Origin of the sequence: Herbiconiux sp. VKM Ac-2851 (genome assembly GCF_013205105.1) — a bacterium.
GTDB lineage: Bacteria > Actinomycetota > Actinomycetes > Actinomycetales > Microbacteriaceae > Herbiconiux > Herbiconiux flava.
The window spans coordinates 510,308-532,911 of record NZ_JABMLJ010000003.1; the positions used below are offsets into that span (position 1 = coordinate 510,308).

Consider the following 22,604-nt stretch of genomic DNA (forward strand, 5'->3'; position numbering starts at 1 on the left):
GTCAATGACCTCGTCCGTGCTGCTCGTGCGCGAGCACGAATCCGGGGGTGTGCAGGAGCTGCCGCCCGACCCCGGCACGACCCGGCGGAAGCGCGCCCGGTTCACGCCGATCGTGCTGCTCGTGCCGGCCCTGATGATCCTCGCCGCCGTCATCGGCTGGCCGCTCGTGCAGCTGTTCGTGATGTCGTTCCAGGAGTTCGGCCGCGCGCAGGTGTTCGGTGCCGACGCCCCCTTCGTGGGCTTCGACAACTACGCCCGGGTGCTCGGCGACCCGCAGTTCTGGGCGGTGCTCGGCCGCAGCATCCTGTTCTGCGTCGCCAACGTGGTGACGGCGATGGTGCTCGGCACGGCGGTCGCCCTGCTGATGAACCGCGTCAACCGCTTCTTCAAGACCCTCGTCTCGGTGGGCCTGCTGCTCGCCTGGGCGATGCCGGCGCTGACCGCCACGATCGTCTGGGGTTGGATGTTCGACACCCAGTACGGCGTCGTCAACTTCCTGATGGAGGCCGTCAGCGGGCAGGACTTCACCAACCACTCCTGGCTGATCGACCCGTTCTCCTTCTTCGTGGTCGCGACGATCATCGTCACCTGGGGCGCTGTGCCCTTCGTGGCCTTCACGATCTTCGCCGGCCTGACGCAGGTGCCCGACGAGGTGCTCGAGGCCTCCCAGCTCGACGGCGCCGGGGCGTGGCAGCGCTTCCGTCTGATCGTCTTCCCGTACCTCCGCTCGATCTTCGTCGTCGTGATCATCCTTCAGGTCATCTGGGACCTGCGCGTGTTCACGCAGATCTTCGCGCTGCAGGGCATCGGCGGCATCAAGGAGCAGACCTCGACGCTCGGCGTGTACATCTACCAGACGTCCATCGGTGGCGGCGACTACGGCACCGGCGGCGCCATCGCGGTGATCATGGTCATCCTGATGGTGGCGATCTCGGTGTTCTACGTGCGCCGGAGCCTGAGGGAGGAGGAGCAGTGAGCGGCGTGCGCACCAAACGCAGCACGAGCATCCTGCTCGGGGCCGCGTCGATCGTGGTCTTCGTCTTCTCGGTCTTCCCGGTCTACTGGATGGTCAACACCTCCCTGCAGCCCAACAACGAGATCCGCGGCAGCGTGCCGAACTTCTTCCCGCAGCACCTCACGACCGCGAACTACGAGACCGTCATCTTCGACCCGGGTCGCGCGCCGTTCCTGCCGGCCCTCGGCAACTCGCTGATGGTCACCATCTCGACCGTCGTGATCGCGCTGGTCTTCGCGTTCCTCGCCTCGCTCGCGGTCACGCGCTACCGCTTCCGCAGCCGCAAGGCGTTCATCTTCGCCATCCTGATCATCCAGATGATCCCGGCCGAGGCGATGATCGTCTCGACCTACCGGGTGCTCGACGGCTGGAACCTGCTCAACACCATCGCCGGCCTCACCCTCGTCTACGTCGCGACCGTGCTCCCGTTCACCATCTGGACCCTGCGCGGCTTCGTCAACGGCGTGCCCGTCGAGCTCGAGGAGTCGGCGATGATCGACGGATGCTCGCGCACCGGCGCGTTCTGGCGGATCACCTTCCCCCTGCTGGCGCCGGGCCTCGTCGCGACCGGCGTCTTCGGCTTCATCCAGGCGTGGAACGAGTTCCTGCTCGCGCTCGTGGTGAACTCGCGGCCCGAGATGATGACGCTGCCCGTGTGGCTGCGCACCTTCCAGCAGGTCACCGGCACCACGAACTGGGCGGCGATCATGGCGGGGTCGACGCTGATGGCCATCCCGGTGATCGTGTTCTTCCTGCTGGTGCAGGGGCGCATGACCTCGGGGCTCGTGAGCGGGGCGGTGAAGGGATGAGCGGGCTCCGGTCGAGCATCCTCGGCACCCTGCTGCCCGGGTTCGAGGGCACGATCCTGCCCGAGTGGGTCGAGCGGATGCTCGGCGAGGGTCTCGCGGGCGTGTGTCTGTTCGGCGAGAACATCGTCTCGCCGGCGCAGCTCCGGGCCCTGACGGACGCGATCCGCGCGGCCAACCCTTCTGCTCTCATCGCGATCGACGAGGAGGGCGGCGACGTCACGCGGCTGTTCTACGACCGCGGAGCGCCCTACCCGGGCAACGCGGTGCTCGGCCGCCTCGACGACCTCGCGGCGACCCGGGCGGTCGGCGCCGCGGTGGGACGGGCGCTCGCCGGGGCGGGGGTGAACCTCGACTTCGCGCCGGATGCGGACGTGAACTCGAATCCGCTGAACCCGGTGATCGGGGTGCGGAGCTTCGGCGCGGATCCCGCGCTCGCGGCCCGCCACACCGTCGCCTGGACCGAGGGGCTGCAGGCCCAGGGTGTCGCCGCGTGCCTCAAGCACTTCCCCGGGCACGGAGACACGGCGCAGGACTCGCACCTCGCGCTGCCGACGGTGGACGCGCCCGCCGACGTGCTGCGGTCGCGGGAGCTGGTGCCGTTCGCCGCGGCCGTGGCGGCCGTGGCGTCCGGTGCGTCCGGTGCCCTCACCGTGATGACGAGTCACATCGTGCTGTCGCAGCTCGATCCGGGCACGCCGGCGACGTTCTCGCGGCCGATCCTCGAGGGGATCCTGCGCGGGGAGCTCGGGTTCGAGGGGGTGATCGTGACCGACGCACTCGACATGGCGGGGGCGAGCGGCTCGATCGGCATCCCCGCGGCCGCCGTCGCGGCGCTCGCCGCGGGGTGCGACCTGCTCTGCATCGGGACGAAGAACACCGGGCCGCAGCTCGACGGGATCGTCGACGCGGTGCAGGCGGCGGTCGACGCGGGGTCGCTCGCGGCCTCGCGGGTCGAGGAGGCGGCCGGGCGGAACCTCGCTCTGGCGGCCTGGGCGGGTACTTCGGCAATTCCGGCGTCGTCGGGGGCCGTCGGCTCCGATGAGGTGATGCCGGATGCCCGTGCCGTCGCCTCCACGTTCAGCTGGACGGCCGAGGCCGACGAGGCGCTGACCGGCCCCGGCTGGACCGTCGTGCGGGTCGACACCGCGGCCAACAGCGCCATCGGTGTGGTGCCGTGGGGTCCCTTCGCCGCGCTCGCCGCGGCCGGTGTGCACCTCGGGGTGCATGAGGTAGTCGAGGCGTCCTGGCGGGAGGAGATCGAGGACATTCCCGCCGAGGCATACGTGCTCGTGATCGGAAAGGACAACGAGCGGCGGCCGGAGGTCGTCGCCCTGATCGACACGCTGCGGGTCCGGCATCCGCGGGTCGTCACCGTCGACATGGGCTGGCCGGGCGGCGACCCGCGGTACGCCGGAGTCGCGACCTACGGCGCCTCGGCGCTCGTGGGCGAGGCGCTCGCCGGGGTGCTCGCCGAGCGGGGGGTGCGCTCGTGAGGCTCGGCCTGGACATCGGAGGGACCAAGACCGACGTGGTCGCGGTCGATGACGAGGGCGAGGTGGTCGAGCGGGTGCGGCTCGCCACGGGCTTCGGGCCCGAGGCGGTGGTCGCCACGGCGCTCGCCGGGATCGCCCGCGTCGCCGAGCTGACCGGGCGGGCGCCGGCCGACTTCGAGTCGATCGGGGTGGGCATCCCGGGGCAGGTCGACGTGGTCGCCGGAACGGTGTCGCACGCGGTGAACCTCGGCTTTGACGAGCTCTCGCTCGGTGCGCTGCTCAGCGCGCGGCTCGGCTGCCCCGTGAAGGTCGAGAACGACGTCAAGGCGGCGGCTCTCGGGGCGTACCACCTGATGACGGCGCAGCCGCAGCTGACCGCGCGATCCATGGCCTACCTGAACCTCGGCACCGGGCTCGCGGCCGGACTGGTGATCGACGGCCGGCTGTGGCGGGGTGCCCGCGGTGCGGCCGGGGAGATCGGGCACATCCCCGTCGACCCGAACGGGGTGCTCTGCCCCTGCGGGCAGCGCGGATGCCTCGAGACGGTGGCATCGGGGAGCGCGATCGCCCGGCAATGGTCGTCGCCCGGGGCGGCCGACCCGATCCCGGCGCGGTCGCTGATGGCCGCTGCGGACGCAGGCGACGCGGAGGCCGTGGCCATCCGCTCGCTGCTCGTCGACAACGTGGCCGCCGCCGTGCGGGTGCTCGTGCTGACCGTCGACGTCGAGATCGTGATGATCGGTGGCGGGCTGTCGAACCTCGGGGAGTGGCTGCTCGACGAGGTGCGGCGGGTTCTGGCATCCTGGGCCGAGGAGTCGCCGTTCCTGGCGTCGCTCGGGCTCGAGAGCCGGGTGCTGCTCGTGCCGGCCGGGTTCCCGGCGGCCGCCGTCGGAGCGGCCCTGGTCGGGGCGCCGGCGCTCACCGCAGACGAGAGGGTGCCGACGTGGCAGAAGTGATCGTGGTCGGCAGCCGCCGCGCCGCCGGAGCGCTCGTGGCCGAGGCGATCGAGCGGCTGGTGCTGCAGCGGCCCGACGCCGTGCTGGGGCTCGCCACGGGAGACACGCCGCTGCCGGTGTACCGGGCGCTCGCCGAGCGGGTGCGGGCGGGGCTCGACCTGTCGGGCGTGCGCGGGTTCGCGCTGGACGAGTACGTGGGCATTCCCGTGACGCATCCGCAGAGCTACCACTCGGTGATCGCCGCGCAGGTGACCGGGCCGCTCGGGCTCGAACCCTCGGCGGTGCACGTGCCCGACGGCCGGCCGCTCGGCATCGAGACCGCGGGGGAGCGCTACGAGGACGCCATCCTGGCGGCCGGCGGGGTCGACCTGCAGCTGCTCGGCATCGGCACCGACGGGCACATCGGCTTCAACGAGCCCGGCTCGTCGTTCGCCTCGCTGACCCGGGTGAAGACGCTCACCCGGCAGACCCGGGAGGACAACGCCCGCTTCTTCGACACCGTCGAGGAGGTTCCGGTGCACAGCATCACGCAGGGGCTCGGCACGATCCTGCGGGCTCGGCGTCTCGTGCTGCTCGCCTTCGGGCGCGGCAAGGCGCGGGCGGTGGCCGCCGCGGTCGAGGGGCCGCTGACGGCGAGCGTGCCCGCGTCGGCGATCCAGCTGCACCCGCGCGCCACCGTCGTGGTCGACGAGGAGGCGGCGGCCGAGCTCAGCGAGCTCGAGTACTACCGCGAGGCGTTCGCGCAGAAGCCGACCTGGGACCCGGTCATCCTGTGACCGCCCGCGAAGGCGAGCGGGCGGATGCGCGGGCGCGTCAGCGCCGCACCGGGTCGACGGCGTCGAAGGCCGCGAGGTCGGCCGGCCGGGCGTAGCCGAGCCAGTCGCTCGGGTGGGTGCACGCGATCGCGCCCGCGATCGCCGCGGTGCGCACCGCGTCGGCGAGCGGAGCACCCTCGAGCCGGCGGGCCAGGTAGGCGGCGGTGAACGCATCGCCCGCACCGACCGTGTCGACCACCGGCACCGCGAAGGCGGCCTGGTGCACGACCTCGCCACCGGCCGAGGCGCTGGCACCGAGCGGCCCGCGCTTGACGACCGCCTCGCGCGGACCCAGGTCGCGCAGGGCCTCGAGCAGCGCCGTCGGGTCGTCGACGGCGGTCGGCGATCCGGTGATCAGCCGCGCCTCGTCGTCACCGGCGATCACGATGTCGACGAGGGCGGCGAGCGAGCGCAGCACCGGGGCCGGATCCTCGGCCGGCCAGAGCGAGGCCCGCAGGTTCACGTCGAAGGACACGGCGCAGCCCGCCGCGCGGGCGAGCTCGACCGCCGCGAGGGCGGTCTCGCGCGCCGACGCCGACAGCGCCGGGGTGATGCCCGTCAGGTGCAGCAGCGCGTGCTGGGCGAAGTCGATGCGGTCGAGGTCGGCCGGGGTCAGCCGGCTGCCCGCGCTCCCCGCCCGGTAGTACGTCACGGCCGTGCGCCCCGCGTGCGGGGTGTTCTTGATCATCAGCCCGGTGGGGGCGGCCGCGTCCACGATCGCCACGACGTGAACGCCCTCGGCGCGGAGCTCGCCCGCGACCCGTCGCCCCAGGGCGTCGTCGCCGACCCGCCCGAGCCACGTGGCGTCGACCCCGAGCCGCGTCAGCCCGACGGCGACGTTGCCCTCGGCGCCGCCGGTCTCGATCCGGGCCGTCGCGAGGTGCTCGAGCCCAGCGACCCCGTCGCCCCGGATCAGCGCCATGCTCTCCCCGAGCGTCACCACTCCCCGCGTCATCGCGCCACCGCCCGCAGCCGGCGCGCGCCCGCGGTCAGGCGTGAGCGGAGCCCGAGCGTGACGACCCCGCGCGTCATCGTGCCACCACATCCAGCGAGGCGACGGCGGCGCGCGACAGCTCGGCGATGCGGCCGAAGTCGCCCGCCGCGATCGCGTCGCGGGGCACCATCCAGCTGCCGCTGATCGCGAAGACGGCCGGATGCGCGGCCCACGTCGCAGCCGAGGCCGCACTCACCCCACCGCTCGGCAGGAACCGCACCCCGGGGAACGGCCCCACCAGCGCGTCGAGGTACGCCGTGCCGCCGAGCGCCCCGGCCGGGTAGAGCTTCACGTGGTCGACGCCCGCGCGCAGCGCCCGGGAGACCTCGGTGGGCGTGGCGACGCCCGGCACGACGTCGAGCCCGCGGTCGGCGCCGAGGGTCACGATCTCCTCGTCGAACCCGGGCGCGACCGCGAAGCGAGCCCCGGCGTCGGCGGCCGCGCGCAGCTGCGACGGCGTGATCACCGTGCCGACCCCCGCGACGAACCCCGGCACGGCCGAAGCCGCCGCGAGGGCATCGAGCGCCGCCGGGGTGCGCAGGGTGAACTCCGCGCAGCCGATGCCGCCGGCCAGCAGCGCCTCGGCCAGGCCGACGGCCTGCGCGTCGTCGTCGATGACGACGACCGGCACGATCCGCTGCCCGGCGAGCGAGGCAGGCGCCCCGCTCATCGGTCGAGCCCATCGACGTGACCGGGCAACGAGGCGCCGAGGTCCGGGACGAGGGCGGCGCTCATCGGCCGAGCCAGCCGCCGTCGACGGGCAACGTGATGCCGTCGACGTAGTCCGAGGCGCGCGAGGCCAGGAAAACGGTGGCGCCCGCCAGGTCGGAGGCCTCGCCCCAGCGCCCCGCCGGGATGCGGTCGAGGATCGACTGCGAGCGCGAGGGGTCGGCCCGCAGCGCCGAGGTGTTGTCGGTCGCGATGTACCCGGGCGCGATGGCGTTGACATTCACACCGCGCGCCGACCACTCGTTCGACAGCGCCTTGGTCAGCCCCGCGATGCCCGACTTGGCCGCGGTGTAGCCCGGCACGTTGATGCCGCCCTGGAAGCTGAGTAGGGAGGCCGTGAAGATCACCTTCCCGCGGCCGCGGTCGAGCATCCGTCGCCCCACCGCCTGGGTCAGCCGGAACTGGCTCGACAGGTTGATCTCGAGCACCCGGTACCAGGAGTCGAGCGGATGCTCGGCCGCCGGCGACCGCTCGATGGTGCCCGCGTTGTTCACCAGCACGTCGATGTCCCGCTCGGCGAGGACGGCCCCGAGGGCGTCGACGGCGGACGGGTCGGCGAAGTCGCACGCGAGGCCCTCGAACCGCCGCCCGGTCGCCTCGACGGCCGCACCGACCTCGCTGCCCGAGGCGGGCAGCGTCGTGCTCACGCCGATGATGTCCGAGCCGGCCTCGGCCAGGGCCACCGCCATCGCGCGGCCGATGCCCCGGCTCGCCCCCGTGACGACCGAGGTGGTTCCTTCCAGGGAGAACAGCCCGCTCATGCCTTGCCCGCCACGTCGACGAGGATCTTCATGGCCCGGCCGCTCTCGAGCTCCTCGAGCGCGGCCTGGGTCTCGGCGAGCGGCACGCGGCTCGTGATGAGCACCTCGGCCGGCACCGTTCCGTCGGCCACCAGCTCGACCGCCCGCTCGAAATCGGTGCGCTGGTAGACGCGCGCGCCCCGGATGGTGAGCTCCCGCCAGAACACCCGCTGCAGGTCGATCTCGCGCGGGGTCGGGTGGATGGCGACCACGACGAGCGTTCCCCGCACCTTCGCCAGCGCGGTGGCGCCGAGCACCGCGGCGGCCGCGCCGGAGACCTCGAACACGACGTCGGCGCCGACACCGCCCGTCCACTCCTCGACCCAGGCGGTCTGGTCGACCGCGCGCGGGTCGACGGTGGTGAAGCCGAGGGCGGCGACCTGCTCGCGGCGGCCGCCGTCGAGCTCGATCACGGCGACCTCGGCCCCGATCGAGCGGGCGACCGTGGCGATCAGCACGCCGATCGGGCCGCCGCCGATCACGACCGCCTTCTCGCCGGCCTTCAGCTCGGCGCGGCGCACGTCGTGCACGGCGACGGCGACGGGCTCGACGAGGGCCGCATGGTCGAGCCGGATGCCCGCCGGCAGCGCCACGAGGGTCGACGCCGGCACGTTCCAGAGCGGCTGCAGCGCACCGGGCGAGTCGATCCCGATGAAGTCGAGGTTCTGGCAGATGTGCTCGTTGCCCGCGAGGCAGGCGGGGCAGGTGCCGTCCCAGTCCAGGGGCATGACGGTGACGGGGTCGCCGACCGACCAGCCGGTGACGCCCTCGCCGAGCGCGGCGATCTCGCCGCTCATCTCGTGACCGAACACCAGCGGGGTGCCGACCCGCGCATCCATCGAGCCGTGGAAGATGTGCAGGTCGGTGCCGCAGAGGCCGACGTGCGAGACCGCGATCTGCACGGAGCCGGGCGGCGGCGGGGGAGTGGTCTCCGCCTCGGTGATCTCGATGGTGCGGTTGCGCACGTAACTGGCAGTCAGCACTGACTCGTCCTTCCGTCGTCGGAGGTCGTGCGCCGCGGGCCCTGAGGCCGCGCCTTGCGCATCGACACCTCGCGACAGTAGCATGAGCAAACGATTGAGCAAAGGGCTCGCCGCAAGGATGCGGACAGGGAGACGACGTGACCACTGCACGAGGAGCACTGCCGCTCGACGGCATTCTCGTTCTCGATTTCAGCCAGTTCCTGGCGGGGCCGGTGGCGGCCATGAGGCTCGCCGACCTCGGTGCCCGGGTGATCAAGATCGAGCGGCCAGGGTCCGGCGACATCGGCCGCACGCTCGCCTTCGCCGGCCGAACGGCCGACGGCGACACTGTGTCCTTCCATGCGATGAACCGCAACAAGGAGTCGATCACCGCCGATCTGAAGAAGCCCGCCGACCTCGACTACGTCAAGGAGCTCGTGGCGAAGGCCGACGTGCTCATCCAGAACTTCCGGCCGGGGGTGATGGAGCGGATCGGCCTCGACTACGAGTCGGTGCGCGAGCTCAACCCCTCGATCGTCTACGCCAGCGCCACCGGATACGGCTCGGAGGGTCCCTGGGCCACACGGCCGGGGCAGGACCTGCTGGCCCAGTCGGTCTCGGGGCTGCCCTGGCTGAGCGGCTCGGCCGCCGACGGCCCGGTGCCGGTGGGCCTGTCGATCGCCGACCACCTGCTCAGCTGCCACATCGCGCAGGGGGCGACCGCACTGCTCGTGCGACGGTTCCGCACCGGCGAGGGCGGCCTGGTCGAGTCGAGCCTGCTCGAGGCGATGCTCGACCTGCAGTTCGAGCTGCTGAGCGTGCGGCTGAACGACGACTCCATCGCGGTGAAGCGGCACGGCGAGCACTCCGCCCACGCCTTCCTGGCCGCTCCCTACGGCACCTACCCCACGCTCGACGGGTACATCGCGCTCGCGATGAACCCCATCCCGAAGCTCGGCGAGCTGCTCGAGCTCCCCGAGCTCACCGGCATGGTCGATCCGCAGCAGGCGTGGGACGAGCAGGAGCGCATCGAGGCGCTGCTCGCCGAGCGCTTCGCGACCGGCAGCACCGAGCACTGGCTCGGCATCCTCGACGCGGCCGACGTGTGGTGCGCACCGGTGCTGACGCTCGACGAGCTGCTCGACAGCGAGGGGTTCGCCGCCATCCGCATGACGCAGGAGGTGGAGCGGCGAGGCACCACGCTGACCACGACCCGCAGCCCGCTGCGCGTGGACGGCCAGATCCTCAGCAGCCGCAAGGCCGCCCCGCTGCTCGGCGAGGACGACGAGCGGGTGCGCGCCGAGTTCCCCGACACAAGCCGCGCCCCGGCACCGGAGGCGAGCGGCCCCGCGGTCCCCGATGCGAGCCGTGCCCCCGCCCACGAGGCGACCGCATGACCGTCACCCTCCGCGGCATGACCTGGGAGCACGCCCGCGGTCACGGCAGCGTCGTCGCGGCCGCCGAGGCCTACCGCGCGGTCGCCCCCGACGTCGAGGTCGTCTGGGAGTACCGCTCCCTCCAGGCCTTCGCCGACTATCCGCTCGACAAGCTCACCGACCGCTACGACCTGTTGGTGATCGATCACCCGCACATCCCGATCGCGGCCGTCGAGGGCCTGTTCGCCCCGCTCGACGGAACCGGCCACGACGACGAGCTCGCGCTGCTGGCCCGGCAGTCGGTCGGCGCCTCGCACCGCTCCTACTCCTACGCCGGACGCCAGTGGGGGCTCGCGAGCGACGCCGCCGCCCAGGTCTCGGCGTTCCGCGCCGACCTCATCGATGCCGCGCCCACCGACTGGGACGAGGTCATCGCCCTCGCCGAGGAGGGCCGCGTGCTCTGGCCCTACAAGCCGGTCGACGCCTTCTCGAGCCTCGTCACCGTCGCCTCCGGCCTCGGGGAGGAGCCGATGCGCACGCCCGGCGTCTTCCTCGGTGCCGAGACGCTGGGCTCCGCGATGTCGCTGCTCCGCCGCCTCGCCGCGCTCGTGCCGCGCGAGAACGCGGGGTGGAACCCCATCCAGGTCGCCGACGCCCTGAGCGAGGGCGACCGCTTCGCCTACTCGCCGCTGCTGTTCGGCTACACGAACTACAGCCGGCCGGGTTTCCGGATGCACCGACTGACGTACACCGACATCCCCCGCTCGCGGAACGGGGTGCGGGGTTCGCTGCTCGGCGGGGCCGGCATCGCGGTGTCGGCCTCGACCGCGCATCCGGTCGAAGCCATCGACCACGCCTTCTGGCTCGCCTCTGCGGCGGTGCAGGAGGGCGTCTACTACGACGGCGGCGGCCAGCCCGGCAACGCCGTCGCGTGGGAGAGCGCCCGCACGAACGCCGACAGCCTCGACTTCTTCCGCGGCACGCGCGCCACCCTCGAGGGCGCCTACCTGAGGCCCCAGCACCCGCACTACATCGAGCTGCAGAACGAGGCCTCGGAGCGCGTCACCGCGGCCCTTCTCGGCGAGCTCGACGACGACGAGCTGCGCCGCCGTCTCGACGACGCCGTCGCACGCCATCTGGGTGATGACCTGGGTCACGTCGAGACCGTCGCCAGCAGCCCCGCGCCCACCCCCGAGCAGGAGACCCCCGCATGAGCACCGTCGACCGCTACTACGACGACATCGCGATCGGCGAACGCCGCGACACCACCGGCCGCACCATCACCGAGGCCGACATCGTGCTGCACGCCGGTCAGACCGGTGACTTCTTCCCGCACCATATGGACGCCGAATGGATGGCCACCCAGCCGGCCGGGCAGCGCATCGCCCACGGCACGCTCATCCTCTCGGTCGCGGTGGGCATGACGGCCGGCGACATCAACCCGCAGGCGATGAGCTACGGCTACGACCGCATCCGCTTCATCAAGCCGGTCTTCATCGGCGACACCATCCGCGTCAGCGCCGAGATCGTCGACAGGGTGCCGCACGCGAAGCGCCCCGAGGAGTTCGGCTACGTGCACGAGCTCGTGACGGTCACCAACCAGCGGCAGGAGACCGTGCTCGTGCTGACCCATCTGTACCTCGTCTCGGTGCGCCCCTCCGCGTGATCGCCGCCCCGCTATATCTAGACTGAGCCCATGGCGACCCTCAGCGACGTGGCGACCATGGCCGGGGTCTCCGTCTCGGCCGTCTCGCGCGTGCTCACCGGGGCGGCGGATGCCCGGGTCAGCGACGCCACCCGCAAGCGCATCACCGACGCCGCGCGCGAGCTCGACTACCGCCCGAACTACGCCGCCCGGGCGCTGAAGTTCTCGCGCACCAACGTGGTCGCCCTCGTGGTGCCCGACCTCACGAACGCCATCGTCAGCGAGCTGATGCGGGGCGTCGAGGACGAGGGCTACGACAAGAAGTACATGGTGCTGCTCGCCCGCGCCGAGAGCGAGCTCGAGGAGTACGCGCTGCCCCGCCTGATCAAGGAGGGCCGGATCGACGGTGCCCTCGTGCAGGCCGCCGACGCGATGGAGCCCGCCGAGCTGAGCGAGCAGATCGACAGCCGCCTGCCGGTCGTCTACGTCAACTCCAACCACCCCGCCGACGGCGGCTACGTCGATCTCGAGGACGAGCTCGGCACCCGCATCGCCACGCGGCACCTGATCGGGCAGGGGCACAAGCGCATCGCGTTCGTGGGCGGCCTGCCCTCCTCGGTCACCGGCCGGCGCCGGGAGCAGGGCTTCCGCGACGAGATGGCGAGCGCCCGGCTGCCCGTCGACGAGCGCTTCGTCACGTCCCTCGGCTACGAGCTCGTCGTGGGCCGGGCGGCGGTCGGCCCCCTGCTCGACGCGGATGCGCGGCCCACCGCGATCGTGGTGGCCAACATCAACGCGGCCTTCGGTGTGCTGCTCGAGCTGCGCAGTCGCGGGGTGAGCGTGCCGCACGACGTCTCCGTGGTGGCGATCCACGACGCGTGGACGGCCGACAACTCCTGGCCGCCGCTGACCACCGTGAAGATGCCGCGGTACGAGCTCGGCCGGCGGGCGATGGCGGCGCTCTACGACCGCATCCACGGCGGCACGGTGCCGCGGCTCGTGGTCTCCGACCCGGCGCCGCAGCTGATCATCCGCGAGTCGACGGTCGCGCCGCGGCCCTGACCGCCGAGCTGTCGATCGACGCGTGGCACTCGACGCGGTGCCGCTCGTCGTGAACAATCGATTGTGCAGATCCGGGCCGCAGCCGCGGCCCGGAGGAGTTCGAGGAGGAACACGCATGCCCTTTCCCGTCATCGACGCCCACCAGCACGTCTGGGACCCGGCCCGCGCGGAGTACAGCTGGCTCGGTCCGCAGCACGCGCCGATCGACGGCGCCATGTCCTTCGAGCAGCTGCAGCCCGAGCTCGAGGCGGCCGGCGTCGCGTACACGCTGCAGGTGCAGTCGGCTGACAACAGCGACGACTCGGCGGTGATGCGGGAGTCGGCGGCCGCGCATCCGGAGGTCGCCGGCATCGTCGGCTGGGTGCCGCTCGACAGGCCAGAGGAGGCTGCCGCGATGCTCGAGGGGTGGCGCGGAGACAGCCTGATGGTGGGGGTGCGGAACCTCATCCACGACCGCGCCGACGCCGACTGGCTGCTGCGCCCCGAGGTCGACGAGGGCCTCGCCGTGCTGGAGGAGGCAGGGCTGCCGTTCGACGTGGTGGCTGTGCTGCCGCGCCATCTGGAGCTGATCCCGATCATCGCCGAGCGGCACCCGCGGCTGCGGATGGTGATCGATCACCTCTCGAAGCCGCCGATCGGGCTCGACTCGTGGGAGCCGTGGTCGACCCTGATCGCCGAGGCCGCCGCCGTGCCGACCGTCTTCGGCAAGGTGACCGGCCTCTACTCGGCGACCGGCGACGAGGGGGCGTGGACGACCGACACCGTGCGGCCTGCCTTCGAGCGGGCGCTCGAGGTGTTCGGCGTCGAGCGGCTGATGTACGGCGGCGACTGGCCGGTCTCGGTGCTCGCCGGCGGCTACACGCGGGTCTGGCAGGGGCTGCAGCCGCTGTTCGCCGAGCTCTCCGAGGCGGATCGGGAGCAGCTGCTCGGCCGCACGGCCGCGCGCTTCTACGCCCTCGACCCGGCCAGGATCGGCCGAGCGGGCGACGCGCCGAATTGATTTGAGCAAACGTTTGACTAGCGGCCCCCGATCGGGATAACGTGACACCGGCACCAAGCGGGGAATCCCGTTCGCCAGGCAAACCGCAGTGTTCGGCCCCTTGCCCGCACTGCTCTCAACAGGGAGTGTCAATGAAGACAACAAGATTCCTCACAGCAGGTGTCGCCCTTGCCGCAACCGCCCTTCTGATGGCGGGCTGCGCGAGTGGTGGAACCACGACGACCGGGGGCGCTCAGACCGACTCCGGCGGCAAGATCACGGTCTGGGTCGACCCGCCCCGGGTGCCCGCGGCCGAGGCCTTCAAGGAGGCCTACCCCGACATCGAGATCGACATCGTGCAGATCGACGGAACGGTCGGAGGCCAGACCGTGCGCCAGGCCTTCGCGAACTTCGACTCGGCCGGGAAAGGCTGGCCCGACGCCATCTTCTTCCCCTCGAACGACGACATCGCCTGGGCGACGAACTCGACGAGCAACTACGCGGCCGACCTCGGCGAGCTGATGCCCGACACGATCGAGGGCTACGACCCCGCGGTCATCTCGTTCTGCGACATCGACGGGGCCATCCGCTGCCTCCGCAACGACGCCGCGCCCGACGTGTTCTGGTACAACAAGGCCTTCTTCGACGAGAAGGGCTACACCGTGCCCACCACGTGGGAGGAGTACGGCGAGCTGAGTGTGAAGATCGCCCAGGAGAACCCGGGCAAGATCTCGGGCTTCCTCGGTGACGCCTACGCGGTCAACCGCTATCTGCAGGCCGCGGGCTGCCCCACGAACGACCGCGTCTCGGAGTCGGAGGCGCACATCGACCTCTCCGACCCGAACTGCGTGCGTGCCACCGAGCTGCTCGACCAGATGCAGGCCGGTGGAGCCCTCTCCACCCAGGGCATCTTCGACGGCGACGCCGCCGAGGCCGGTGCCAACCTGGTGATGAGCCCCGGGGCCGTGTGGTGGGGCAACTACCTCTTCCGCGACACCTGGAAGATCCCGGCCGGCCAGATGACCGCGGTCGCCCCGCTGAAGTGGGACGGCGAGTCGGAGCCCTCGACGGGCAACGAGGGCGGCGGCCTCTGGGGCGTCTCCTCGCACATCACCGGCAAGCAGCTCGAGAACACGCTCACCTTCGCCAAGTTCGTCGCCACCGACCCGCGCTGGCAGGTCGACCTGAGCACGGGCCTCCCCGGCTACGGCCCGGTGCAGGAGGACTGGCTGGCGAAGATCGCCGACGACGCCTACTTCGCCGACGTCGCGACCACTCAAGAGGCGTTCAAGAGCGCCCTCGGAGTCGTGCAGCCCTACTCGTACATGCTGTACGACACCGGTTCGGTCTGGACCCAGACGGTGCCCTCGACGCTGATCGGCGGAGGCTCCGCCACGGACGCCATCAAGGCGTTCGGCGACGAGCTCGTCAACCAGGCCAAGTCCGTCGGCTACACGGTCGTGGCCGAGTAGCCGAACACCGAGCGGGCGGGCGCCGGCCACGTGCCGGCGCCCGCCACAGGGGAACACTGTGACCAATCACCTCCTGGAGGAGCGCGCGAAGACCGCCGCCCCCTCCGACACCAGGGGCACGGGCACCACCGCCCGCCGCCGCCGCTCGTTTCTCCGCCGCGACGAGACCCTCGGGGCCTGGGTGCTGCTGGCGCCCTACACCGTGCTCTTCCTCGTCGCCGCGGCCATCCCGATCGGCTACGCCTTCGTCATCAGCCTGCAGCGGGCGCCGTCGCTGGTGAACCCGACCTCCGGTTTCGGCGGGCTCGAGTCCTTCGCCACCGTGGTGGGCGACTACCGCTTCTGGTCGACGTTCATCAACATCTTCACGCTGATGGCGATCTGGCTGCCGATCATGATCGTCGGCATCGTGGCCCTGGCGCTGCTCATCCACGCCAGCCCCGGCCGCTTCGGCGGCGCGATGCGCTTCGTCTACTACATCCCGGGCGCCCTCGGCGGCATCGCGAACTTCGTGCTCTGGGTCTACCTGATCGACCCGGTCAACTCGCCCATCGCGTTCCTCTGGCAGGGGCTCGGCGCGAGCACCTACAAAGAGGTCATCACGCCGGGCAACATGCCCTTCATCCTCACCGCGATGCTCTTCTTCCAGGGCATCGGCACCTGGATCGTCGTGGTCAACGGCGGCCTGAACGGCATCTCCGACGAGGTGCTCGAGGCCGCCCGCATCGACGGGGCGAACGCCTGGCAGCTCGCCTGGCACGTCAAGCTCCCGCTGATCCGCCCCTGGGTCGGCTACGCGGCCCTGATGAACCTGGCCTACGGCTTCCAGCTCTTCCTCGAGCCCTACCTGCTGAGGCAGATCTCCTCGGGCTCGGTGGTCGCCGAATGGGCGCCCACGCAGCTCGGCTACGCGTTCGCGTTCACCAACCGCAACTTCCCCGCCGCGGCCGCGCTGTCGATCATCCTGCTGCTGATCACGCTCGGCATCGGCCTGATCATCGTCACCCGCAGCGGACTGTTCGGCGACGAGACCAGCACCCGCACGACCCGCGCCCAGCGCAAGGAGAGGAGGACCGCATGACCCGCGTCAGTCCGAACCGCGTCGGTGACGTCCCCCGCGTCGTCGGCTCGCACCGGTGGAACGCCGGCCGCATCGCCCGCATCGTCGTGATGGTCGTGATCGCGGCCGCCTTCCTGCTACCGATCATCGGCTTCATCGCCCTCGCCTTCGGCAGCCAGGAGAACATCGAGTCGGGCGCCAGCGGCTTCCTCAACCTCGGCGGCATGTCGTGGGAGAACATCGTCTACAGCTGGAACCAGATCACCGGCTTCGGCCCCGGCAACGGCGGTCTCTTCCAGCAGTGGATGATCAACTCCGCCATCGTCTCGGTCGGCGGGGCGGCGCTCGCGCTGGTCGCAGCCATCCCGGCGGGCTACGCGTTCGCCCGTCTGCGCTTCCGCTTCCGCAAGGCCTTCCTGATCGCGACGCTGCTCGCCATGGTGATGCCGAACACCGTGCTCGTCATCCCGATCTTCCTCGAGGTGAACGCCATCAACGCGGTGGGCCAGCTCTGGCCGGTCGCGGTGATCATGGGCTTCTACCCGTTCGGTGTCTACCTGTCGTACATCCACTTCATGACGACGATGCCGCACGAACTGGTCGAGGCGGCCCGCATCGACGGGCTGAGCGAGCTGCGCACCTTCTTCGAGATCGCGCTGCCCATCTCGAAGCAGGCCATCGCGCTGGTCGCGTTCTTCAGCTTCGTGGCGAACTGGACGAACTTCTTCCTCCCGCTCGCGCTGCTCACCTCGAGCCAGCAGAACAAGACCATCTCGATCGGCATCCAGGAGCTCATCGGCGCGAGCCCGCTGTTCAACGCCACCGTGGCCGCGGGCCTCGACGTGAAGCTCTACCTGCCGCAGCTCGCGCTGGCGACGGTCATCTCGATGGTGCCGCTCCTGGCGATGTTCATCGGGGCCCAGCGCTTCCTGGTGCGGGGCCAGACCATCGGGGCGGTGAAGGGATGAGCGACGAGCGGATGCGCGGCGACCTCCCCGACCGCGACGACCTGCCCGAGCGCCACCCGGCCGCCGCCTACACGCTCGAGCTGCCCCTGCATCCGAGACCCATCGTCATCATCGGCGCCGGCGGCATCGTCAAGGACGCCCACCTCCCGGCCTACCGCAAGGCGGGCTACCCGGTCTGGGGCATCGTCAACCGCACGGTGCAGAGAGCGGATGCCCTCGCCGCCGAGTTCGGCATCGAGCACGTCTTCGGCACCGTCGAGGCGGCCGTCGCCGAGGCCCCGGCTGACGCGGTCTACGACATCGCGCTGATGCCGGAGCAGTACGAGGCAGCCCTCGAGGCCCTGCCCGACGGAGCGCCCGTGCTCATCCAGAAGCCGCTCGGCCACAGCCTCGAGCAGGGGGAGGCGCTCGCCGCCCTCTGCCGGCGCAAGGGCCTCGTGGCCGCGGTGAACACCCAGCTCCGTTTCGCGCCCTACGTCGCCGAGGCCCGCCGGCTGATCGCCGCGGGTGCCATCGGCGAGGTGCACGACATGGAGGTGCGCGTCTCGGTCGACACACCGTGGCACCTCTTCCCGCACGTGTTCGGGATGGAGCGGCTCGAGCTGACCATGCACAGCGTGCACTACCTCGACCTCGTGCGCTCGTTCTTCGGCGACCCCGACGGCGTCAGCGCGGTGACCAGGCGTCACCCCGGGAAGCCGGACGTCGCGACGACGCGGTCCACGATCATCCTGCGCTATCGCGGCCGCGACCTGCGGGCCGTCGTGAGCACGAACCACGACCACGACTACGGGCCGGCCCACGAGGAGAGCTTCATCAAGTGGGAGGGCACGAGGGGCGCGATCCGCGCGCAGCTCGGCCTGCTGCTCGACTACCCGCGGGGCCGCGAGGACTCACTGGAGCTCGCCGTCGCCGGCGAGAAGGGCTGGACCCCGCTGCCGTTCGAGGGCTCATGGTTCCCCGACGCCTTCATCGGCTCGATGGGCGCGCTGCAGCGCTACGTCGAGGGCTCGGTCGACTCGTTGCCCACCTCGGTGGACGACGTGCTGCACACCATGGCGGTCGTCGAGGCGGCCTACGAATCCGACGAGCGCGAGGGCGTGCCGCTCCGCGTGGCGGTGACCTCGTGAAGCGGGTCGCCTCGGTGATCGGGCTTCCGCCCGAGAACCGCGAGGAGTACGAGGCCTACCACGCCGCCGTCTGGCCGGAGGTGCTGGCGCGGCTCGCCGAGAGCCACGTGCACAACTACTCGATCTACCGCTTCGGGGCTCTGCTGTTCTCGTACTTCGAGTACACGGGCGACGACTACGAGGCCGACATGGCCGCGATCGCCGCCGACGAGGCGACGAAGCGCTGGTGGGCCGTGCAGGAGCCGCTTCAGCGCCCGCTCGAGAGCCGGGCGCCGGGGGAGTGGTGGCAGGAGCTCCCCGAGGTCTTCCACACCGACTGACCCCCACCCCCCTTTCTTTCTTCACCCCTTCGACCGAACGGTTCACACTGATGACGATCATCACCGGCGTGGACGTCTACGACGTCCGCTTCCCCACCTCCCTCAGCCAGGACGGCTCCGACGCCATGAACAAGGACGGCGACTACTCCGCCGCCTACGTGGTGCTGCGCACCGACGGCGAGCTCCGCGGCCACGGCTTCACCTTCACCATCGGCCGCGGCAACGACCTCTGCGTCGAGGCCTCCCGCCAGCGCGCCCTGCTGCTGATCGGCCGCGACGTCGACGAGATGGTGGGCGACCTCGGCGGCACCTACCGCTCGCTGAAGTCCGACTCGCAGCTGCGCTGGCTCGGCCCGGAGAAGGGCGTCGAGCACCTCGCCATGGCGGCCGTGATGAACGCCGTCTGGGATCTCGCCGCCCGCAAGGCCGGCAAGCCCCTGTGGCGGATGCTCGCCGAGATGAGCCCCGAGGAGCTCGTCGACGTGGCCGACCTGCAGTACCTCTCGGATGCGCTGACCCGCGACGAGGCACTCGAGATGCTGCGCGAGCTGGAGCCGACCCGCGGCCAGCGGATCGCCGAACTCGAGGCCCGTGGCGGCTACCCCTGCTACACCACGAGCGCCGGCTGGCTCGGCTACAGCGACGACAAGCTGCGCCGCCTGCTGCAGGAGTCGGTCGACGAGGGCTACCGGCACCTGAAGCTCAAGGTCGGCGCGAACCTCGAGGACGACATCCGTCGCCTCGGCATCGCCCGCGAGGTGATCGGCTGGGACGCGAACCTGATGATCGACGCCAACCAGGTCTGGGATGTACCGCAGGCGATCGAGTGGGTGAATCGCCTCGCCGAGTTCAAGCCGCTCTGGATCGAGGAGCCCACGAGCCCCGACGACGTGCTCGGCCACGCCGCCGTGCGCCGCGCGGTCGCGCCGATCGGTGTCGCCACCGGCGAGCACGGCATGAACCGGGTGCTGTTCAAGCAGATGTTCCAGGCCGAGGCCATCGACTTCTGCCAGCTCGACTCGGCCCGGCTGGCGTCGATCAACGAGATCCTCGCCGTGTACCTGATGGCCAAGAAGTTCGGCGTTCCCGTCTGCCCGCACGCCGGCGGCGTCGGGCTCTGCGAGCTCGTGCAGCACCTCTCGATCTTCGACTACGTCGCCGTCTCGGGATCGCTCGAGGGCCGGGTGACCGAGTACGTCGACCACCTGCACGAGCACTTCACCGATCCCTGCATCGTCGTCGACGGGAACTACGTGCTCCCGGGCCTCCCGGGGTACTCTGCGGAGATGTACGAAGAGTCCGTGGCCGAGTACTCCTTCCCCGACGGCGGCTACTGGAGCCGCGCGCTGGCACCCGAGACCGTTGAGGCCGACGAGACCGCCGAGACCGTTTCCGTGGAGGCCGTTCTGTGAAGACCCGCTCCCTCCGCACCGGTCTCGCGCTGACCGAGCTCGGCCTCGGCACCGCCCAGTTCGGCAACCTGTTCAAGGAGACCACCGACGAGGAGGCCGCGGGCGCCTACGACGCCGGCTTCGCCGGCGGCGTGCGCTACTTCGACACCGCGCCGCACTACGGCCTCGGGCTCTCCGAGCGGCGGCTCGGGGCGGCGCTCGCCGCCACCGGCACGCGCGACGAGATCGTGCTCTCCTCCAAGGTCGGCAAGCTGCTCGTCGACAGCCCCGAGACCGCCGACCGGCTGGACGACGAGGGCTTCGTGGTGCCGGCCGCCACGCGCCGGGTCTGGGACTACAGCCGTGACGGCATCCTGCGCTCGGTCGAAGCGAGCCTCGCCCGGCTCGGCACCGACCGGCTCGACATCGCGTACCTGCACGATCCGGACGACCACTGGGAGGCCGCGTCGACCACCGGCGTCGACACCCTCGTCGAGCTGCGCGAGCAGGGCGTCGTCGGTGCCATCGGCGCCGGCATGAACCAGTCGGCGATGCTCGCCGAGTTCGTGCGCCGCACCGACGTCGACGTCGTGATGGCCGCCGGCCGGCTGACGCTGCTCGACCAGGGCGCCTCCGACGAGCTTCTGCCCCTCGCGGTCGCCCGCGGCGTCGGTGTCGTGGCGGCGGCACCGTTCAACTCGGGGCTGCTCAGCAGCGACCGGGTTCCGGAGGCCGCGACCTTCGACTACGCGCAGGCGCCCGCCGAGCTGCTGCAGAAGGCGCGTGACATCGCCGAGGTCTGCAGACGGCACGGCGTCTCCCTCCCGGCCGCGGCGCTGCAGTACCCGCTCGGCTTCCCGGGCGTCGTCAGCGTCGTCGCCGGTGTGCGCACGGCGGCCCAGGCCGCCTCGACCGCCGAGCGCTTCGCCGTCGCGATCCCCGTCGAGCTCTGGAGCGAGCTCGACGAGGCGGGGCTCGCCCCGCGACCGCCCGCATCACCCACCACCCCCGCCACGACGAAGGACAGCACGCGATGAGATTCAGCCGTATCGGCGCCCCCGGACACGAGACCCCCGCGGTCGAGATCGACGGGATCCACTACGACCTCTCGACGGTCACCCGTGACATCGACGGGGCCTTCCTCACCGGAGGGCTCGAGGCGGCCGCTGCCGCCGTGGCCGCGGGTTCCTTGCCCGAACTGCCCGCGGGAGGCCGCGTCGGCGCCCCGCTGGCGGCGCCGGGCAAGATCGTCTGCATCGGCCTCAACTACCGCGACCACGCCGACGAGACCGGGGCCGCCTACCCGGCCGAACCCGTCGTCTTCATGAAGGACCCGTCCACGATCGTGGGCCCCTTCGACGAGGTGCTCATCCCGCGCGGCTCGACCAAGACCGACTGGGAGGTCGAGCTCGGCGTCGTGATCGGCGAGACCGCCCGCTACCTCGACTCGCCGGCCGACGCCCGCAGGCACATCGCGGGGTACGTACTCTCGCACGACGTGTCCGAGCGGGAGTTCCAGCTCGAGCGCGGCGGCCAGTGGGACAAGGGCAAGAGCTGCGAGACCTTCAACCCCCTCGGCCCGGTGCTCGTCACCGCCGACGAGGTCGACGACCCTCAGAACCTCGCCCTGCGGCTCTGGGTCGACGGCGTGCAGCGTCAGGACGGCTCGACGGCGAACATGATCTTCGGCATCAACCACGTTATCTGGTACCTCAGCCAGTTCATGGTGCTGCGGCCCGGTGACCTGATCAACACCGGCACCCCCGCCGGTGTCGCCCTCGGCATCCCGGGCAACCCGTACCTCCGCGCCGGATCCACCGTCGCCCTCGAGATCGACGGCCTCGGCCGCGCCGAGCAGACGCTGGTGCAGGCATGAGCGGCGTCTTCGAGGGGCTGACCGCGATCGTCACGGGAGGGGCATCCGGAATCGGGGCCGCCACCGCGACCGCGCTGCTCGCCGCCGGCGCCCGCGTGGCCGTGCTCGACCGGGCCACCGAGGGAGCCCCCGAAGGGGCCGTGCTCGTGACCGCCGACGTGACCGACCGGGCCTCGGTGCAGCAGGCCGTAGACGCGGCGGCCGAGGCCCTCGGCGGCATCGACATCGTGGTGAACAACGCGGGCATCAGCGCCGTGGGCACCGTGGAGCAGAACGACGACGAGCAGTGGGCCCGCGTGCTCGACGTGAACGTCGTCGGCATGGCCCGCGTCTCGGCCGCCGCGCTGCCCTGGCTCCGTCGATCCGAGCACGCCGCCATCGTCAACCTGTGCTCGATCGCGGCACTGAACGGACTGCCCGACCGCGCGCTCTACTCGGCCTCGAAGGGCGCCGTGCTGGCGCTCACCTTCGCCATGGCCACCGACCACGTGGCCGAGGGCGTGCGCGTCAACGCGGTCAGCCCCGGCACGGTGTCGACCCCGTTCGTCGAGCGGATGCTGCAGGGCTTCGACGACCCGGTCGCCGAGCGCGCGGCCCTCGACGCCCGCCAGGCCACCGGACGCATGGTCTCGCCCGACGAGGTCGCCCAGGCGATCCTGTACCTCGCGAGCCCGCTCTCGGCCTCCACGACGGGCACCGCCCTCGACGTCGACGGCGGCGTCACCCACCTCCGCGTCCGCCGCTGACCCCCG

Annotated in this window: 23 protein-coding genes; 19 read left to right on the forward strand and 4 right to left on the reverse strand. The window is 71.5% G+C overall.

Annotation, left to right across the window (positions count from 1 at the left end):
- Positions 1-4 precede the first annotated feature (4 nt).
- The 5 genes from HQQ85_RS15525 to HQQ85_RS15545 are packed head-to-tail and all read left to right on the forward strand — an operon-like array spanning position 5 to position 5,049.
- Entirely contained in the window at positions 5-976 is a 972-nt protein-coding gene (locus HQQ85_RS15525) for a carbohydrate ABC transporter permease (RefSeq protein ID WP_173183411.1), read from the forward strand.
- The gene (locus tag HQQ85_RS15530) at positions 973-1,824 is read left to right on the forward strand and encodes a carbohydrate ABC transporter permease (protein ID WP_173183412.1); all 852 of its coding nucleotides are present in this window, start codon (positions 973-975) and stop codon (positions 1,822-1,824) included. The genes HQQ85_RS15525 and HQQ85_RS15530 overlap by 4 nt, the downstream gene beginning before the upstream one ends.
- Positions 1,821-3,317 (forward strand): glycoside hydrolase family 3 protein, encoded by a 1,497-nt coding sequence (locus tag HQQ85_RS15535; RefSeq protein ID WP_173183413.1) that lies wholly within the window; start codon positions 1,821-1,823, stop codon positions 3,315-3,317. The genes HQQ85_RS15530 and HQQ85_RS15535 overlap by 4 nt, the downstream gene beginning before the upstream one ends.
- Complete coding sequence (locus HQQ85_RS15540; RefSeq protein WP_173183414.1) at positions 3,314-4,273, forward strand: ROK family protein; 960 nt, start codon at positions 3,314-3,316, stop codon at positions 4,271-4,273. Before HQQ85_RS15535 ends, HQQ85_RS15540 begins: the two co-directional genes overlap by 4 nt.
- Positions 4,261-5,049, forward strand: coding sequence for a glucosamine-6-phosphate deaminase (locus tag HQQ85_RS15545; protein WP_173183415.1), 789 nt, complete (start codon positions 4,261-4,263; stop codon positions 5,047-5,049). Before HQQ85_RS15540 ends, HQQ85_RS15545 begins: the two co-directional genes overlap by 13 nt.
- A gap of 37 nt (positions 5,050-5,086) precedes the next feature.
- Here HQQ85_RS15545 and HQQ85_RS15550 read toward each other — a convergent pair whose 3' ends face one another.
- The 4 genes from HQQ85_RS15550 to HQQ85_RS15565 form a co-directional block, all read right to left on the reverse strand.
- Positions 5,087-6,043, reverse strand: a complete 957-nt coding sequence (locus HQQ85_RS15550; RefSeq protein WP_173183416.1) for a sugar kinase — start codon at positions 6,041-6,043, stop codon at positions 5,087-5,089.
- A 73-nt stretch (positions 6,044-6,116) separates the two neighbouring features.
- Entirely contained in the window at positions 6,117-6,752 is a 636-nt protein-coding gene (eda, locus tag HQQ85_RS15555) for a bifunctional 4-hydroxy-2-oxoglutarate aldolase/2-dehydro-3-deoxy-phosphogluconate aldolase (RefSeq protein ID WP_173183417.1), read from the reverse strand.
- Positions 6,753-6,813: 61 nt separating this feature from the next.
- Positions 6,814-7,572, reverse strand: a complete 759-nt coding sequence (locus HQQ85_RS15560; protein WP_173183418.1) for an SDR family oxidoreductase — start codon at positions 7,570-7,572, stop codon at positions 6,814-6,816.
- Positions 7,569-8,594, reverse strand: coding sequence for a zinc-binding dehydrogenase (locus HQQ85_RS15565; RefSeq protein WP_371741930.1), 1,026 nt, complete (start codon positions 8,592-8,594; stop codon positions 7,569-7,571). Before HQQ85_RS15565 ends, HQQ85_RS15560 begins: the two co-directional genes overlap by 4 nt.
- Positions 8,595-8,731: 137 nt before the next feature.
- Here HQQ85_RS15565 and HQQ85_RS15570 point away from each other — a divergent pair, with 137 nt between their 5' ends.
- From HQQ85_RS15570 to HQQ85_RS15635, 14 genes are all read left to right on the forward strand, one after another.
- On the forward strand, positions 8,732-9,970 hold the full coding sequence (locus HQQ85_RS15570) for a CaiB/BaiF CoA-transferase family protein (protein WP_173183420.1): 1,239 nt from the start codon (positions 8,732-8,734) through the stop codon (positions 9,968-9,970).
- Positions 9,967-11,163, forward strand: a complete 1,197-nt coding sequence (locus tag HQQ85_RS15575) for an extracellular solute-binding protein (protein WP_173183421.1) — start codon at positions 9,967-9,969, stop codon at positions 11,161-11,163. The genes HQQ85_RS15570 and HQQ85_RS15575 overlap by 4 nt, the downstream gene beginning before the upstream one ends.
- The gene (locus HQQ85_RS15580; protein ID WP_173183422.1) at positions 11,160-11,615 is read left to right on the forward strand and encodes a MaoC/PaaZ C-terminal domain-containing protein; all 456 of its coding nucleotides are present in this window, start codon (positions 11,160-11,162) and stop codon (positions 11,613-11,615) included. Before HQQ85_RS15575 ends, HQQ85_RS15580 begins: the two co-directional genes overlap by 4 nt.
- A 30-nt stretch (positions 11,616-11,645) precedes the next feature.
- The gene (locus HQQ85_RS15585) at positions 11,646-12,656 is read left to right on the forward strand and encodes a LacI family DNA-binding transcriptional regulator (protein WP_173183423.1); all 1,011 of its coding nucleotides are present in this window, start codon (positions 11,646-11,648) and stop codon (positions 12,654-12,656) included.
- Between the two features lie 115 nt (positions 12,657-12,771).
- Positions 12,772-13,656: an amidohydrolase gene (locus HQQ85_RS15590; RefSeq protein ID WP_173183424.1), complete on the forward strand. Its 885-nt coding sequence runs from the start codon at positions 12,772-12,774 to the stop codon at positions 13,654-13,656.
- Between the two features lie 131 nt (positions 13,657-13,787).
- Positions 13,788-15,107: an ABC transporter substrate-binding protein gene (locus tag HQQ85_RS15595; RefSeq protein WP_173183425.1), complete on the forward strand. Its 1,320-nt coding sequence runs from the start codon at positions 13,788-13,790 to the stop codon at positions 15,105-15,107.
- 58 nt (positions 15,108-15,165) lie between these two features.
- A complete protein-coding gene (locus tag HQQ85_RS15600) occupies positions 15,166-16,188 on the forward strand; it encodes a carbohydrate ABC transporter permease (protein ID WP_371741931.1) in 1,023 nt (340 codons plus the stop codon).
- Positions 16,185-17,135, forward strand: coding sequence for a carbohydrate ABC transporter permease (locus HQQ85_RS15605; protein WP_173183426.1), 951 nt, complete (start codon positions 16,185-16,187; stop codon positions 17,133-17,135). Before HQQ85_RS15600 ends, HQQ85_RS15605 begins: the two co-directional genes overlap by 4 nt.
- On the forward strand, positions 17,132-18,265 hold the full coding sequence (locus HQQ85_RS15610) for a Gfo/Idh/MocA family protein (RefSeq protein ID WP_254069472.1): 1,134 nt from the start codon (positions 17,132-17,134) through the stop codon (positions 18,263-18,265). The genes HQQ85_RS15605 and HQQ85_RS15610 overlap by 4 nt, the downstream gene beginning before the upstream one ends.
- Entirely contained in the window at positions 18,262-18,585 is a 324-nt protein-coding gene (locus tag HQQ85_RS15615; RefSeq protein ID WP_173183427.1) for an L-rhamnose mutarotase, read from the forward strand. Before HQQ85_RS15610 ends, HQQ85_RS15615 begins: the two co-directional genes overlap by 4 nt.
- Before the next feature lie 50 nt (positions 18,586-18,635).
- Positions 18,636-19,997 (forward strand): L-fuconate dehydratase, encoded by a 1,362-nt coding sequence (locus HQQ85_RS15620; protein ID WP_173183428.1) that lies wholly within the window; start codon positions 18,636-18,638, stop codon positions 19,995-19,997.
- Positions 19,994-21,013: an aldo/keto reductase gene (locus HQQ85_RS15625; protein WP_173183429.1), complete on the forward strand. Its 1,020-nt coding sequence runs from the start codon at positions 19,994-19,996 to the stop codon at positions 21,011-21,013. Before HQQ85_RS15620 ends, HQQ85_RS15625 begins: the two co-directional genes overlap by 4 nt.
- Positions 21,010-21,852, forward strand: coding sequence for a fumarylacetoacetate hydrolase family protein (locus HQQ85_RS15630; protein WP_173183430.1), 843 nt, complete (start codon positions 21,010-21,012; stop codon positions 21,850-21,852). Before HQQ85_RS15625 ends, HQQ85_RS15630 begins: the two co-directional genes overlap by 4 nt.
- Complete coding sequence (locus HQQ85_RS15635; protein WP_173183431.1) at positions 21,849-22,598, forward strand: SDR family NAD(P)-dependent oxidoreductase; 750 nt, start codon at positions 21,849-21,851, stop codon at positions 22,596-22,598. The genes HQQ85_RS15630 and HQQ85_RS15635 overlap by 4 nt, the downstream gene beginning before the upstream one ends.
- Positions 22,599-22,604 lie beyond the last annotated feature (6 nt).